Below are 14511 nucleotides of genomic sequence, written 5' to 3'. Positions count from 1 at the left end.
AGGAACGGCACTTTCCCGCAACTGGGCTGCGGGAAAGTGCCGTTCCTGCGGGGGAGGGGCTCGCACCGAGCAGGCCCACGCCGGTCGGACCGGCGACCCGCGTAGCCTGGCCGCGATGTCGAGCCTGCCCGCTCCCGTCGGGGAGCCCCGCCGCCTGCACGGATGGGGTCGCACGGCGCCCTCGGTCGCCGAGGTCGTGACGCCGCGCGATCCCGAGGAGGTCGCCACCGCGATCCGCGGCGCCGGCCCGCGCGGCGTCATCGCCCGCGGCCTCGGGCGCTCCTACGGCGACCCGGCACAGAACGGCGGCGGGCGCGTCGTCGAGATGACTGGCCTGTCGCGCATCCACTCGATCGACGCGGAGTCCGGCCTGGTCGACGTCGACGCCGGCGTCAGCCTCGACACCCTGATGCGCGCGGCGCTGCCGTTCGGGCTGTGGCTCCCCGTGCTGCCCGGCACCCGGCAGGTGACGATCGGCGGCGCGATCGGCGCGGACATCCACGGCAAGGCACACCACGTCGTGGGCAGCTTCGGCAACCACGTCGAGTCGATGGTGCTGGTCACCGCCGACGGCGCGGTCCGCGAGCTGACACCCGACGGCGAGGGCTCCGAGCTGTTCTGGGCGACCGTCGGCGGCATGGGTCTCACCGGCATCGTCGTGCGGGCGCGGCTGCGGCTGCACCACGTCGAGACGGCGTACTTCCTCGTCGACACCGACCAGATCGACAACCTCGACGACCTCATGGACCGCCAGACCCGCGACGACGAGAAGTACGCGGAGTCGGTGTCCTGGTTCGACGCGGTGACGACGGGGCCGCACTTCGGCCGCGGCATCCTCACCCGCGCCAACCACGCGCGCCTCGACGACCTGCCGGAGAAGCTGCGCGCCCAGCCGCTGAAGTTCGACGCGCCGCAGCTGCTCACCGTGCCCGACGTGTTCCCGCCCGGGATGCTCAACAAGCTGACCGGGAAGATCTTCAGCGAGCTCTGGTACCGGAAGTCGCCGACGAAGCACGGCGCCGTCCAGAACATCACGCAGTTCCTGCACCCGCTCGACATCATCGGCGAGTGGAACCGTGGCTACGGGCCCAACGGGTTCCTGCAGTACCAGTTCGTCGTCCCGCCGGACCGCGGCGACGTGATCAGGACGGTGCTGGAGCGGATCACCGCGGCGGGCAAGGTCTCGGCGTTGAACGTCCTCAAGCGGTTCGGCGAGGGCAACCGGGCACCGCTGTCGTTCCCGAGGCCGGGCTGGACGTTGTGCGTCGACATCCCGATCGGCCGCGGGCTCGGCGAGCTGTGCGACGAGCTCGACACCATCGTGCTCGACGCGGGCGGGCGGCACTACCTGGCCAAGGAGTCGCGCACCTCCGCGGAGGCGATCCGCCGGGGCTACCCGCGACTGGACGAGTGGCGCAAGGTCCGCGCCGCCGTCGACCCCGAGGGCGTCTTCGCGTCCGACATGTCACGACGACTGGAGCTCGTGTAACCGATGATCGACGCCGTGGGCAACCCGCAGAGCATCCTGCTGCTCGGCGGCACCTCCGAGATCGGCCTCGCCGTCGTCGAGGCGTTCGCCTCCGACCGGCCGATGCGGGTGGTGCTCGCCGCGCGCCCCTCCCCCCGTCTCGACGAGGCCCGCGCCCGGCTCGAGGGCCGCGGCTGCGCCGTCGAGACCGTCGAGTTCGACGCCACCGACCTCGGCTCGCACGCCGACGTCGTGCAGAAGGCGTTCGCCGGTGGTGACGTCGACGTCGCCGTCGTCGCGTTCGGGCTGCTGGGCGACAACGAGCAGGCCTGGACCGACGCCGCGCACGCCGTCGAGCTCGCGCAGGTCAACTACACGGCGGCGGTCTCGGTCGGGGTGCTGGTCGCGGACAGGCTCAAGGAGCAGGGCCACGGCGCGCTGGTCGCCCTGTCGTCGGTCGCGGGCGAGCGGGCGCGTCGCTCGAACTTCGTCTACGGCTCCACGAAGGCGGGTCTCGACGCGTTCTACTCCGGTCTCACCGAGGCGCTGCGCCCGCACGGCGTGGTCGTCACCGTCGTCCGGCCGGGGTTCGTGCACACGAAGATGACCGAGGGCCTGCAGGCCGCCCCGCTCTCGACGACGCCCGAGGCCGTCGCGGCGATCGTCGCCGACGCGGTGCGCACCCGCAAGGAGCTGGTGTGGGCGCCCGCGCCGCTGCGGTTCGTCATGAGCATCCTGCGGCACGTGCCGCGGCCGATCTTCCGCCGCCTGCCGCTCTGAGGTCGTGGGCGCCGATGGTCGTCGTGGCGACCATCGCGCTCACAGGGTGGTCACGCGGGCCGCCAGCCTCGTCGGCAGCAGCGCCCGCAGCGCCGGGGCCTCCTGCGGCCGCACCGCGATCCACACGTCCGTGCGGGCCCGCAGGATCCTCGTGGCCACCGTCGCCCAGTCCTGCATCGCCCGGCCGTGCAGGGTGATCTCGGACGCGAGCGCGTTGCCCTCGGCCGTCCAGGTGCCGGTCAGCGCGAAGTACCACTGCGCGGCCATCATCGGGTCGACCGGGTAGCCGTCGGTGACGTCGAGGTAGACGACGATTCCGGGCAGGTCGGGCGCGCCGCCGCCGACCCGCTCGGCGAGGTCGGCCGTCGTCGGCGGGGAGTCGATGAGCCGGTACTCCATCTCGCGGCTGACGAGCCCGGCGGGTGCCGCCGTCTCGAGGCCCGCCGTCGGTCCGGGCGGGATCTGCGCGAACGTCCAGCCGAACGCCTGCGTCGCCGCGGCCGCCACGACCAGCGACAGCAGCGCCGCGGGCGCGACGAGCCAGCGGCGGCGGGTGACCCGGCGGCCGAGGTGCGCGCCCAGCACCGCGAGCAGGCACAGCGCGACGATCTCCACCGCCGTCATGAACTTGTAGCCGTAGTAGCTGACCGAGCCCGTGGCCGCCACCTGCATGACCACGAGGACGACGCTGCAGAGCACCCCCGCGACGGGCACCGCCACGAGCGCGACGAGCCGCGGTCGCTCGGGACGCCTCGTCCACCAGCGCATCCCGATCGGCACGACGATCGCCGCTGCCGCCGCACCGATCGCCAGTCCCAGGTTCGGCTGGCTGAGCCCGCCGGTGAGGACGAGCGGGTTCGGCACGCCGACCGTCGCGAGCACGACGACCGTGCGGGCCAGGCACGCGCCCGCCGCCACGAGCACGACGGCGCACGCGAGCAACCGGACCGGCCGCGTCCGCCACCGGCCCCGCCGCAACGGGAGCAGGGCCGTGAGGGCCGCGGGCGCGGCGAGCACACCGAGGAGCGCCCAGCCCTGCGCGACACCGACGACCGCCCCCGCCAGTGCCAGCAGGTGCAGCGGCGAGAGCACCCGCGCGGCAGGCACGACGACCAGCGCGATCGCCACGACCAGCGCGCAGGCCAGCACGTAGTTGCCGAAACCGTCGTAGAAGGCCGAGGACGCGGGCCCGAGGAGGAACACGGCGGCGACGAGCGTCGCGAGCGGCAGCGCGAGCAACGGTCGCCGCCGCAGCGACGGCAGCGCGACCAGCCCGGCGACGAGCATCGCCGTCGCGGCGACGACGAGCAGCGCCGCCCCGCGCGTGTAGCTGAGCAGCTCACCGCCGACGGACGCGACCTGCGGACCGTCGAAGACCTCGACGAGCGCCGCGACCAGCGTGTGGAAGCCCTGCGGATAGCTCGCGAACTGCCACGGCCCGCCCGTCGCGGGGGGCGGGAGGACGTCGGCGGTCACGCCCGTCGTGCGGATCATGTGGAACATGCCGAAGTGGGCCGAGTTGTCCCAGCTCAGCATGAGCATGCCGAGCGACTGGACCGGCGTCTTGACGGTCAGCCACGGCGCGAGGAGGACCGCACCGGCCCCGACGACCAGCACCGGGTAGGCGTCGACCACGCGGAAGCGCGGGACCAGCGCCCGCAGCCGCCGCGCCGGCTGCGGGGCGGCGGCGACCCACGCGGCGAGCAGCGCGGCCGTCGCGGCGAGGGCGACGGTCATCCGGCCCAGGCCGGCGAACGGCATCGGCGCCCACCACAGCACCGGCAGCCAGCCGACGAGGACGCAGCCGACGAGCAGCACCCGGCGCGAGAACTCACGCGAGGTCGGGATCAGCAGCACCAGCACGACCGTCAGCAGCAGGCCCGGGCCGCCGATCAGCAGCCCCGTCGCACGCGCGCCGAGGACGACACCGCCTGCGGCGAGCCCGACGAGCACGGCGCGGACCCACCGCCTGCGCCGGACCGCGGCACCGTCCGGTGCCGCCGTCCCCGGCCCGACGGTCGCGCCCGCCCCGGTCACCGTCGCCACGACGGGCACTCCATCCGATCAACGCGGGAACGGCCCCGGATCGGGGCCCACCCCCATGCTATTGCCGAGGTCGGGTCCGCGAGCGTCCGAACGGTCGCGTGTCGGAGGGCCCGTCCGACTCACCAGCCGTCGACGTGGAGGACGGTGTCGAGCGGTTCGCGGTGGGCGGGCTTGAAGTCGGTGCCCTTCGTCCAGGCGACGGGCAGCAGGACGCCCTGCCGGACGTTCGGCGGGATGCCCAGGATCTCGGCGACCTCCTTCTCGTAGCTGAGGTGCAGCGTCGTCCAGGCGCTGCCGAGGCCGCGGGCGCGCAGGGCGAGCTGCAGGCTCCACGCCGCGGGGAGCAGCGATCCCCACAGACCGGCCTGGTTGCCCGCGGGGAGCTCGGCTCCGGCGTGGATGGCGCCGATGACCAGCACCGGGACCTCGGCCATGTGGTCGGCGAGGAAGTCGGCGCTGGTGCTGACCCGGGCCTGGGTGGCCTGGCGCTCGGCGCTCTGCGACGGGTCGCCCGAGCCCGCGTACGTGGGGCTGTCGCGGTAGGCGCGATAGGAGCGCGCGTAGAGGTCGGCGACGGACCTGCGCAGATCGGGGTCGGTCACGACGATCCAGTGCCAGCCCTGCCGGTTGCTGCCGGTCGGCGCCTGCATGGCGATCTCGAGGCACTCCCGGACGATCTCCAGCGGCACCGGACGTTCGAGGTCGAGACGCTTGCGGACGGACCGGGTCGTCGTCAGCAGCTGGTCGGGGTCGAGGGGCAGCAGTTCGGTCATGCCCCGATCATCACCCGGGAACCTCCGCGACGAACACCGCGGCCTCGCCCGACCCGGGCCCGAGCACCAGCCGGCCCGCCGACAACTGGGACGAGGTGGACAGCAGCCGCACGTCCAGCCAGGCCGGCACCCGGCCGTAGGGCGGACGCGACAGGCCGTCGCTGCCCTGGCGCAGGATCGTCAGGCCGCCGCTCTCCAGCAGCTCCGCCCAACGCCCGCGGTCCCGGTCGCCGGGCGCCCGCTCGACGCCACGCAGCACCGGCCCGCGTCCCCCGGCGTCGGGCGCCTGCACGAGGACGCGACCACCGGGCCGCAGCACCCGCTTCCACAGGTCGATCGCGGCGAGGACTCCCGCGTCGTCGAGTGCGTCGAGGCCCTCGACGGCGACGACCGCGTGGAAGCCGGCGTCGGGGAGGTCGTCGGGGTCGCCGACGACGGGGCAGCCCGGTGCCTCCTCGCGGACCCGCTGCACAACGGTGGCGTCGGCGACGTACCCGCTTGCCGGGCCCTCCCGCGAGAGCAGGCGCAGCCGCCTGCCGTCGGTACAGAGGTGGTCGAGATAGGGGCCGGGGCCGAGGTGGTGCCGGGCGACCCGCACGTGCCACTCGGTCACGCGCTCGGCGCGGGCCGTCGAGGTCGGCGCACCGGGAGGGGGCTGGTCGTCGCTCATCGTGGTCAGCACACCATCGGCGAGCCGGCGGGTGCGAGCGGGCCCCTGTGGTCAGACGCCCGTCGCGGGCCTGCGGGCGTGTCTCCCACCGGCGACCGGAGCCCCCGTGGTGACGAGCGCGGACGGCACTCCCAGCGCCGCCGCGTGCCGGGGCCTGCGCTGACGGGGCGGCCCGTAGGACACGGTCGGCCCCGCGGCCACGGGGTGTGTGCCGAGCGGCGGCCTGCGGTCGCGCGACGGACCGCCACCCGGCGACGTGTGCAGTGTCGCGCGTCCGGCCCGGTTGTGCCGGATGGCGAGTCGCGCCGGCAGCGCCCGCATCCACCGGCTGCCCGGCTCCTCGACCCACCGGTGCAGCGCCCAGGCCGTCGGTCCCGTCAGGACCAGAACCGCCAGCCCGACGAGGTGCGCGGCGACGGTGGGCTGCCACAGCGCGGACACGTACGCCATGGCCAGCCAGTAGACCTCGAAGATCGGGATGTGGACGAGGTAGAGGCTGTAGGACGCCCGGCCCCCCGCGACGAACGCCCGCGAGGACAGCAGCCGCGCCACGCCGCCGTCGGCCAGCGCGAGCGCACCGATCAGCACGGGGAACAACACGATGACGACCCCGCCGCGCCCCGGCGCGACCCGCTCACCCACCCACAGCCCGGCCACGATCGCCACGACGCCTCCGTTCGCGACGTGCGAGGCGACCCGGCGGGCGCGCGGGGTGACCCGGATGCGGCGCACGATCACGCAGACCAGCACCCCGGCACCGAACCCGCACAGGATCCGGGTGACCCAGCTCCACGGGTAGTACGGGCTGCCGAGCGCGAGGTAGGCCCAGGCCATCGGAGCCATGAGCGCGAGCGCGACCACGGCGAGAACCGGGACGGGCAGCCGGCGGATGCGGTGGACCATCGGTGCGGCGAGCGGGAACAGCAGGTAGGCGAGCCACTCAGCACTGATCGACCACGTCGACCCGACCCACGACGCGCCGTCGAAGAAGCTGTGGTCCCACAGCTGGACCATGAACAGCTGGCGGACCCACTCCCCGACGCTGACGACCGGCTGCACCGACTGGAAGGCGACCACCCCGTCGTGGCCGAACAGGTACCGCGCGAGCACCCAGACGCCGAACAGGTTGAACACGACGACGTAGGCGGGCCACAGCCGCGCCGCCCGCGCCCACACGAACCGCGCCGCGGCCCTCACGTGCACTGCCGGGCCGAGCGCGTCGAGGTAGGTGTAGGCGATCACGAACCCGCTGAGCACGAAGAACAGGTCGACGCCGAGTGCGCCCGTCGTCACGACCGGCCCGGCGACCTTCACGACGTCGGCCATCCCCGGCAGCGCCGTGAAGTGGAAGTGGAAGACGACGACCCAGACGGCGGCGACGACGCGCAGTCCGGTGAGTGCCCGCAGGTGCCCCGCGAGAGGGCGCGTGCCGCTGTCCGCGGCAGTGGTCGTCACACGAACCTGAACGAGGGTGACCGATGCCCGTAACGGGCGTCCCTCGACAGCGCCTGAATGGAGCAGCCGACTACTCACTGTCGGTGAGCGCCCAGTGGCATCCGGATGTATCCCACGATCAACTGAGAAAGGGCGTGACCGAGTGCAACGTACGATTACTCAGCGTCACTCGGCGTGTCACGTCCGGTTGCCGACCCGGCCCGGCCGGCCCCGGCGCTAGCCTGCCCGGGTGGTGTCACCGGCCGACGCTCGCGAGGCCGTCGACCCGACGCCTCCGGAACCCGCCTCCGCCCGGCCCCGGCGTGCCCCGGGGCCGGCCGACTGGGCGTTCGTCCTCGGCCTGGTGACGATCCTCGCGGTGCTGGCCTTCCCATTCGCGCCGGTCACCCAGATCCAGGCCCGGTACACGTGGGACGCCGACACCGGACCGGCCGCCGCGATCCCGCTGATGCCCTACCAGCCGATCTCGCTCACCGCGACCATCGGCTGCGACGCCGTCCGGGCCGCCGCGCCCGGCACGACCCTGTTCTCCACCGTCCCGGCCGACCCGGACCCGCAGGCCGTCCCGATGCAGGGTCTCGACCTCGTCGCCGCCCCCGGCCCGGGCCTGCTCGTCCGCAGCGCGGGCGTCGACCTGGGCACCACGCCGGTCGGCAGCGGCCCCTGCACCTTCTCGGTCGGCTCCGGCCCGGCCCGTACCCAGGTCCTGCGCGACGGCACCCCGGTCCTGACCGTCGACGGCGACGTGCGGCCCGCCGTCGTCGGCGCGTTCACCGATGTGCCTCCGGGACCGGGGGCACCGACGCTCGACCTCGTCGCCGACACCCGCTTCGAGACCTCCATCGGCCCGCTCAAGGCGGCGCTGGGCACGATCGCGGTGCTCGGGCTGGTCGGCACGCTCGTCGCGCTCCGGCGCTGCGACCAGCTGGTCCTGCCACGCGTGCGGCTGTTCGCCCGGCCTCGACGCCCGCGCGCGGTGGACGCCGTCGTCGCGCTGTTGCTCGCGCTGTGGTGGTGGATCGGCCCGGTCACCGTCGACGACGGCTACATCGCCGGGATGGTCCGCAGTCCCGACGGCTTCATCGGCAACGCCTACCGCTGGCTCAATGCGCCGGAGGCCCCGTTCAGCTGGTACGACGAGCTCCTGCGCGAGTGGGCGTCCGTCTCGACGTCGATGCTGTGGCTGCGGCTGCCCTCGACGCTGCTCGGCCTCGTGGCGTGGCTGCTGCTGTCGCGCGCGGTGCTGCCCCGGCTGGGTCGGTTCGCGGCCCGCCGGTCGACGCCGTGGATCGCCGCCGCCGCGTTCGCCGCGTGGTGGCTGCCGTTCGAGCTGGGACTGCGGCCGGAACCCTGGGTGGCCGTCGGCACACTCGTCGCACTCGTCGCGGTGGAACGGGCCGTTGCCCGCCGAGCGGTGCTCCCGCTGGCCGTCGCGCTCGTCGCCGCCGGGCTGACCACGACCGTCACCCCCGGCGGGGTCATCGCCTACACCCCCGTGCTCGCCGCGGCCGTCCCGCTCGTGCGGCTGCTGCGCACCCGGCGCGACCTGCACCGGTTCCCGCTGGCCGTGGGGCTGCTCGCCGCGGCGGTCGCGCCCGCGCTGCTGACGGTCTACGACCAGAGCCTGGCCGCGATGCTCGAGTCGGTCCGGATCCGGCGCCAGATCGGCGGCGGCGTGCCGTGGTACGAGGAGTTCCAGCGCTACCAGCTGCTGCTGACGCCGGGCGACTTCCAGGGCTCGCTCGCCAAGCGGCTACCGGTGCTGCTGACGCTCGCCGCGGCCGCGGGCGTCGTCTGGACGACCCTCGGCCGGGGACGCTCCGGGATCGCCGCCGGGCCCACCCGTCGGCTGCTCGCCGGCTTCGTGCTGAGCGTCCTCGCGCTGACGACCACCCCGACCAAGTGGACCCAGCAGTTCGGGGTGCTCGCCGGCGTCGGGGCGGCGGTGCTCGTCGTCGCACTCGTGGGCTGGACCGGCGCGGCGCTGCGCGTCCGTACCCGCGGCAGGACCCTGACCGCGGTGCTCGCCGGGACGGCGGTGCTGACGGTCGTCGGCGCACTCGTGCTGTCCGGCACGGACACGTGGCCCTTCGTGTCGGGCTGGTACGTCTCGCGCTGGGACGGGCTGCGGATCCTCGGCCGGACGCCCGTCGTGCTGTGGACGGGCGTCGGCGTGCTCGTCGTCGTGGTCGTCGCCGGGTGGGCGGTGTGGCGTGCGACGGGCGACCGCGCGACCGTGCCGGCCGCGCCCCCACGCTGGGTTCCCGCCCCGGCGACGGCCGCGCTCGTGCTGGTCGGGATCGTGCTGGCGGTCCAAGTGCTCGGTTTCGGGCGCACGGCACTGCGCGCCGGCTGGACCGTCGCGTCCGACGCGGCGGCGACGGTCCGCGGGCAGTCGTGCGGCTTGGAGCGCGATCTGCTCGTCGAGACCGACCCGGCGGCGGGCGTGCTGCCCGCGGTCGGTCCCTTCCGGCCGACCCTGCCGACCGTCGCCGCGGACGTCGGCGGCCGTGAGCTGCCCGGGATCGCCGTGGCGGGCGTCGGCAGCTCGGCGTGGCTGCAGCTCGACCCGGCCCAGCGGGACGGCGGCCTGCCGGTCGTCGTCACGACGACGGGATCGCTGCGGCCCGGCGACTCCCTGCTCGCGGAGTTCGCCGCGGCGCCCGACGGCCCCTCGCTCGCCACGCTGCCCGTCCCGCTCGCCGGTGGGACGACGCCCACCGACGCCCGGCTCATGGCACCCCCGGGGGCGAGCGTCGTCAGACTCTCCGTCCATGCCCCGATCGCCGACGGCGCGGTGTCGACGGCCGTCGCGTCGATCCCCCGGGTCCCGCGGCTCACGCCGATGTCGGCCGTGCTCCCCGCGGGGACGTCGGCGATCCTGGACTGGCCCGTCGCGTTCGCGTACGGCTGCCTGACGCCCGCCCGGATCGCCGACGGGTCCGCGGGTCTGCCGCAGTGGCGCGTCGGCCCGCCCGCGGCGGACGACTCGGGCGCCGTCACCTACTCGCCCGTGCACGGTGGGCCGTTCGCGACACCGCGGCTGCTCGTCACCGAACAGCGGATGGCGATGTACGTCGTCGGGAACCCGACCCGCGACCCCGGGCAGCTCTACCACTGGCAGCCGCGGCAGCCGATGACGACCGTCACACCGGTCGTCTCGCAACGTGCCGTGTCCGGTCTGCACTCGGACGGGCGGATCCGGCTGATCGGCTGACACGGCGCACCGGCCGCACCGTCGGTGACGCGCCGTGACCGGGGGTGATGGCATCCTGGGCCGTGGGGAGGCATCCCGGCCCGACCTGCGGGGCGACGCCGTGCTCCGCCCCGGCGCTGCCGCCCTACCCGGTGTCACCCACAATGACCAGTGCACGACGCCCTGGAACGACCCCGTACCGAAGGACGATCGCCCGCATGGCAGGTTCCCCCGGCACCACCGAGCTCCCGGCCGACGAGACCGGAATCGCCCCCGCCTCCGAGGCCCGCACCGCCGGACTCGGAGATCCCGGCACCGCCGACCGGCTGCTGATCCAACGTGGGCTGTTCGACGGTCCGTCACCGCTGGTTCCCGAGGACCTGTACTCCGTCGTCGAGGTCGGCACTGCGCGCCGCGAGCGCGGCGGTGTCGCCGTGATGCCCGACTCGCGGCTGTCGACGAACACCTACTTCGGCCGCGTGCACGCGACCTACTGGCAACGCTGGACCGACGTCACCGAGCTCGAGGTCTCGCTCGTCGTGAGCGGTACCGGGCGGGTGCGGGTCATGGCGTCGGACACCAACCGCATCCCGCGGATCGTCGCGGCGCAGGACGTCATCGAGGCCGAGGCCGTCGCCCTGCGGTTCGAGGTGCAGGTCGACCGCTTCACCGACGGTGGCGGGCTCTGGCTCGAGCTGGGCACCGGCGCCGGCGAGCTTGCCGTGTCCGAGGTCCGCTGGTCGGTCGCGCGGACGGCGCGCCCGCGCCCCGCCTCCATGGTGATCTGCACCTTCAACCGCGTCGACGACTGCCTCAACACCCTCGAGGCACTCGCCAACGACCCCGAGGCGCTCGCCGCGATCCGCACGGTCTACGTCGTCGACCAGGGCAGCGACCCCGTCGAGTCCCGGCCCCGGTTCGAGACCGTCGCGGCCCGCTTCGGCGACCAGCTCGTCTACCTGCGCCAGCCGAACCTGGGCGGCGCGGGCGGGTTCACCCGCGGCCTGTTCGAGGTGGCCGGTGGGCCCGACGCCGACGCCGACACCGTGTTCATGGACGACGACGTGCTGCTCGAGCCGGAGATCCTCATCCGGCTCACGGCATTCGCCAACCGGACGCGCAACCCGATGATCGTCGGCGGCCAGATGCTCAACCTGCTGCACCCCAGCAGGCTGCACATCAGCGCGGAGTACGCGGTGCCCGAGAAGCTGCTCGCCGGGCAGCCCGTCGAGGACAGCATGCACGACGCGATGCTGCTCGGCGTCGACGAGGAGGGCCTGCCGCACGTCGTCGAGCGTCGCGTCGACACCGAGTACAACGGCTGGTGGGCGTGCCTGATCCCGGCCGAGGTGGTCCGGCGGATCGGCTACCCCCTGCCCATGTTCTTCCAGTGGGACGACGTCGAGTACGGCTACCGCGGGCGCTCCCGCGGCATCGCGACGGTCTCCCTCCCCGGTGCGGCGGTGTGGCACGCCGACTTCGGGTGGAAGGACTGGGACGAGTGGCACCGGTACTTCAACATCCGCAACGCGCTGGTCACCGCGGCCCTGCACACGGGATTCTCGACGCGCGTCGTCGGGGCGAAGCTGACCGAGATGCTCGCCCAGTACCTCGTCGGGATGCAGTACGGCCTCGCGGCCACCCTGCTGCAGGCCGTCGAGGACTTCCTGCGCGGCCCGGAGATCATGGCCGACGGGTCCGCCGCCGCGGCCGCGGAGATCCGCCGGATCCGGGCCCGCTACCCCGAGACCGTCATGCATCCGGTCGGTGAGATCGAGAAGGACTTCCGCGAGCTGCGCGTCGTGCGGCCGGCGGGCCCGCCCGGGCTGCCCCGGGCCACGTGGTTCAAGCGCGTCACCTACCTGGCGCTCGACCGGGCGAAGGACCGGACGGGGTACGTCACGGCGGGCGACGCCCATTGGTGGCACACCTCGACGTTCGCCAAGGCGTACGTCACCGACATGTCCGAGCAGGGCGTGCGCATCCGCACCCGGGACCGGGTGCTCGCGGCCCAGCTCGCCAAGCGGGCGGCCCGCACGCTGCGCCGGCTGCAGAAGGAGGCCCCCTCGGTCGTCGAGAGCTACCGGGCGGCGATGCCGGAGCTCACGAGCCGCGCCAACTGGGCCCGCCTCTACGGCGTCGACGAGAACGCCTGACCCGGCTCACCGGGGCCTACGAACGGCGGCCGACCTCGCGCAGCTGCCGGGCCGAGCGGGTGATCTGGGCCGCGAACAGCGCACGGTCGCGGCGGCGGAAGGTGACGCCGCGGCCGTCCGGCGTCGACACCGTGGCCGAGTCGAGGTGTGCGAGCACGTACCAGTGCGCCTTGCGCGACGGCACGTTGCGCTGAGGCACGTCGTGGTGTGCGGGGTTCGGCGTCCGCAGGTTGGCCGCGACGGCCCGGCCCAGCATCTTCAACGCGCCCTTCAGGTCGCGCGGCGGATTCGGGAACATCTGCGCGGCCAGCTCGTCGAGCTCGGCGAGCGGGACCTGGGTGGCCGAGTCGAGCGGGCGCCCGTCGTCGAACTCCGCGCGCTTGGCCCGGATCTCCGGCAGCACGGTCGGCAGCGTCGGGAAGAGCACCTCCGGCCCGGCGAGGAAGTCGCGCAACGCCATGTCCTGCAACGCCATCGCCGAGTACTCCATGAGCAGCAGGTGACGCAGGCTGCGCTTGAAGGTGTCGACGAGCAGGGCCCGCGGGTTGACCGGACCGTGCAGCGCCGCGGCGACGAACCGATTGCGGTAGTGGAAGTAGGCCTGCCAGTCGCTGGTGTCGTCCTTCTCCAGGAACGACATGTGCCAGATCGCGATCCCCGGCACGGTCGCGGTGCGGTAGCCACGGGAGCGGGCCCGCAGGCCGTACTCCGCGTCGTCCCACTTGATGAACAGCGGCAGCGGCAGCCCGAGGTCCTCGGCGACCGAGCGCGGGATCAGGCACATCCACCACGCGTTGTAGTCGACGTCGACGCGCGCGTGCATCCACGGCGACTGCCGCAACGGGCGGTCGGCCAGGTCGTGGTGCGGCTCGGTCTTCGGGGCGTTGCGCCACAGGAAGGCGTTGCGGTCGACGACCTCGCCCATCGTCGACAGCTGCGAACGGGCCTGCAGCGACAGCATCTGCCCGCCGACCAGCATCGGGTTGCGGGCGAACCGCGAGAACGCGACGGCCCGCAGCACCGAGTCGGGCTCGAGCAGGATGTCGTCGTCCATGAAGAGGATCTGCTCGCAGTCGGTCGACCCGAGCGCCTCGTACATGACGCGGGCGTAGCCGCCGGACCCGCCGAGGTTGGGCTGGTCGACGATGCGCAGCCGCCCGCCCAGGCGCGCGGCCGCCGTCTCGAAGCCGTCGGCGTCGCGGACCTTCTGCGTGCCCTGGTCGGGCAGGATCACGGCGGTGACCTCGGCGAGGACCGCCGGGTCCTCACCGATCGCGGTGAGGGTCGCGACGCAGTCGGCCGGCCGGTTGAACGTCGGCATCCCGATCGTGACCGCCGCGCGTCCGGGCGCGGGCCGGTCGGCGAACCAGCCACCCTCGACCAGGGTGAGCTCGGCCTCGTCGGTGACCAGGTCGAACCAGTACCACCCGCCGTCCTCGAAGGGCCGCAGGTCGAGCGCCATGTCGAGCTCGTGACGGCCCTCGACGACCTCGCCGCCGACGTAGATGTGCGTGCCGTCGGCCTTGGTCCGGTAGACCTCCACGCGGCCGGCGCCCTCCAGCGTCAGCCGCAGGTGGACCTCGGTCAGGATCGACCACCGCCGCCAGTACCCGGCCGCGAAACCGTTGAAGTAGGCACCGAAGGACACCTCGGACCCGGCCGGGACCACCGCCGAGGTGCGGGAGACGACCCGCAGCCGGCGCTGCCCGCGGTGACCGAGCGTGAGCGAGACGGGCTGCGTCGGGTCACCGGGCTGCGGGGGCTCGGTGGCCAGGCGGACGCCCGACCCTTCGTCGACGTAGAGCGCCCGCACCCGGGTCGGGTCCGTCGGGCGCGGCAGGATGACCCGCTGGAGGAGCCCGGGCGCGTTGTCGGCCGACTCGTCGGGGACGGGTCGCGTGGTCGGGTCGGTGGCGAGCTCGGTCATCAGGGCTGGGCCTCGGTCCTCTGCTGCTCGGCGACGGCGA

Annotated in this window: 9 protein-coding genes; 4 read left to right on the top strand and 5 right to left on the bottom strand. The window is 73.9% G+C overall.

Translation table 11 applies throughout. From position 1 onward, the window contains the following. Positions 1 to 115 precede the first annotated feature (115 nt). Positions 116 to 1489: an FAD-binding oxidoreductase gene (locus PSD17_RS06170; protein ID WP_013672411.1), complete on the top strand. Its 1374-nt coding sequence runs from the start codon at positions 116 to 118 to the stop codon at positions 1487 to 1489. A 3-nt stretch (positions 1490 to 1492) separates the two neighbouring features. Further along, a complete protein-coding gene (locus PSD17_RS06165) occupies positions 1493 to 2248 on the top strand; it encodes a decaprenylphospho-beta-D-erythro-pentofuranosid-2-ulose 2-reductase (protein ID WP_013672410.1) in 756 nt (251 codons plus the stop codon). 39 nt (positions 2249 to 2287) lie between these two features. Here PSD17_RS06165 and PSD17_RS06160 read toward each other — a convergent pair whose 3' ends face one another. The 4 genes from PSD17_RS06160 to PSD17_RS06145 all read right to left on the bottom strand — a co-directional run bounded on the left by PSD17_RS06160 (position 2288) and on the right by PSD17_RS06145 (position 7192). Beyond that, a complete protein-coding gene (locus tag PSD17_RS06160; RefSeq protein WP_339122094.1) occupies positions 2288 to 4294 on the bottom strand; it encodes a hypothetical protein in 2007 nt (668 codons plus the stop codon). A gap of 119 nt (positions 4295 to 4413) precedes the next feature. Beyond that, complete coding sequence (locus PSD17_RS06155; protein WP_103381996.1) at positions 4414 to 5067, bottom strand: nitroreductase family protein; 654 nt, start codon at positions 5065 to 5067, stop codon at positions 4414 to 4416. A 10-nt stretch (positions 5068 to 5077) separates the two neighbouring features. Further along, complete coding sequence (locus PSD17_RS06150) at positions 5078 to 5737, bottom strand: class I SAM-dependent methyltransferase (protein WP_339122092.1); 660 nt, start codon at positions 5735 to 5737, stop codon at positions 5078 to 5080. Positions 5738 to 5788: 51 nt separating this feature from the next. Beyond that, positions 5789 to 7192 (bottom strand): acyltransferase family protein, encoded by a 1404-nt coding sequence (locus PSD17_RS06145; protein ID WP_339122091.1) that lies wholly within the window; start codon positions 7190 to 7192, stop codon positions 5789 to 5791. Between the two features lie 229 nt (positions 7193 to 7421). Between PSD17_RS06145 and PSD17_RS06140 the strand changes: the two genes are divergently transcribed. Further along, positions 7422 to 10409 carry an arabinosyltransferase domain-containing protein gene (locus PSD17_RS06140; protein WP_339122089.1) on the top strand — a complete coding sequence of 996 codons (2988 nt, stop codon included), beginning with the start codon at positions 7422 to 7424 and terminating at the stop codon, positions 10407 to 10409. 197 nt (positions 10410 to 10606) lie between these two features. Then, positions 10607 to 12544: a glycosyltransferase gene (locus PSD17_RS06135; RefSeq protein WP_339122088.1), complete on the top strand. Its 1938-nt coding sequence runs from the start codon at positions 10607 to 10609 to the stop codon at positions 12542 to 12544. 16 nt (positions 12545 to 12560) lie between these two features. Here the strand turns inward: PSD17_RS06135 and PSD17_RS06130 are convergent, their stop codons facing one another. Continuing rightward, the gene (locus tag PSD17_RS06130) at positions 12561 to 14471 is read right to left on the bottom strand and encodes a glycosyltransferase (RefSeq protein ID WP_339122086.1); all 1911 of its coding nucleotides are present in this window, start codon (positions 14469 to 14471) and stop codon (positions 12561 to 12563) included. Positions 14472 to 14511 lie beyond the last annotated feature (40 nt).

The organism is Pseudonocardia sp. D17, from assembly GCF_036984265.1.
GTDB lineage: Bacteria > Actinomycetota > Actinomycetes > Mycobacteriales > Pseudonocardiaceae > Pseudonocardia > Pseudonocardia benzenivorans.
This window is presented reverse-complemented; position numbering and strand designations above follow the sequence as displayed.

What these genes read in the sequence shown, in the direction of transcription:
- PSD17_RS06170 (WP_013672411.1), top strand. Translation starts at nt 116, where the DNA reads ATGTCGAGCCTGCCCGCTCCCGTCGGGGAGCCCCGCCGCCTGCACGGA.
- PSD17_RS06165 (WP_013672410.1), top strand. Translation starts at nt 1,493, where the DNA reads ATGATCGACGCCGTGGGCAACCCGCAGAGCATCCTGCTGCTCGGCGGC.
- PSD17_RS06155 (WP_103381996.1), bottom strand. Translation starts at nt 5,067, where the DNA reads ATGACCGAACTGCTGCCCCTCGACCCCGACCAGCTGCTGACGACGACC.
- PSD17_RS06150 (WP_339122092.1), bottom strand. Translation starts at nt 5,737, where the DNA reads ATGAGCGACGACCAGCCCCCTCCCGGTGCGCCGACCTCGACGGCCCGC.
- PSD17_RS06135 (WP_339122088.1), top strand. Translation starts at nt 10,607, where the DNA reads ATGGCAGGTTCCCCCGGCACCACCGAGCTCCCGGCCGACGAGACCGGA.
- PSD17_RS06130 (WP_339122086.1), bottom strand. Translation starts at nt 14,471, where the DNA reads ATGACCGAGCTCGCCACCGACCCGACCACGCGACCCGTCCCCGACGAG.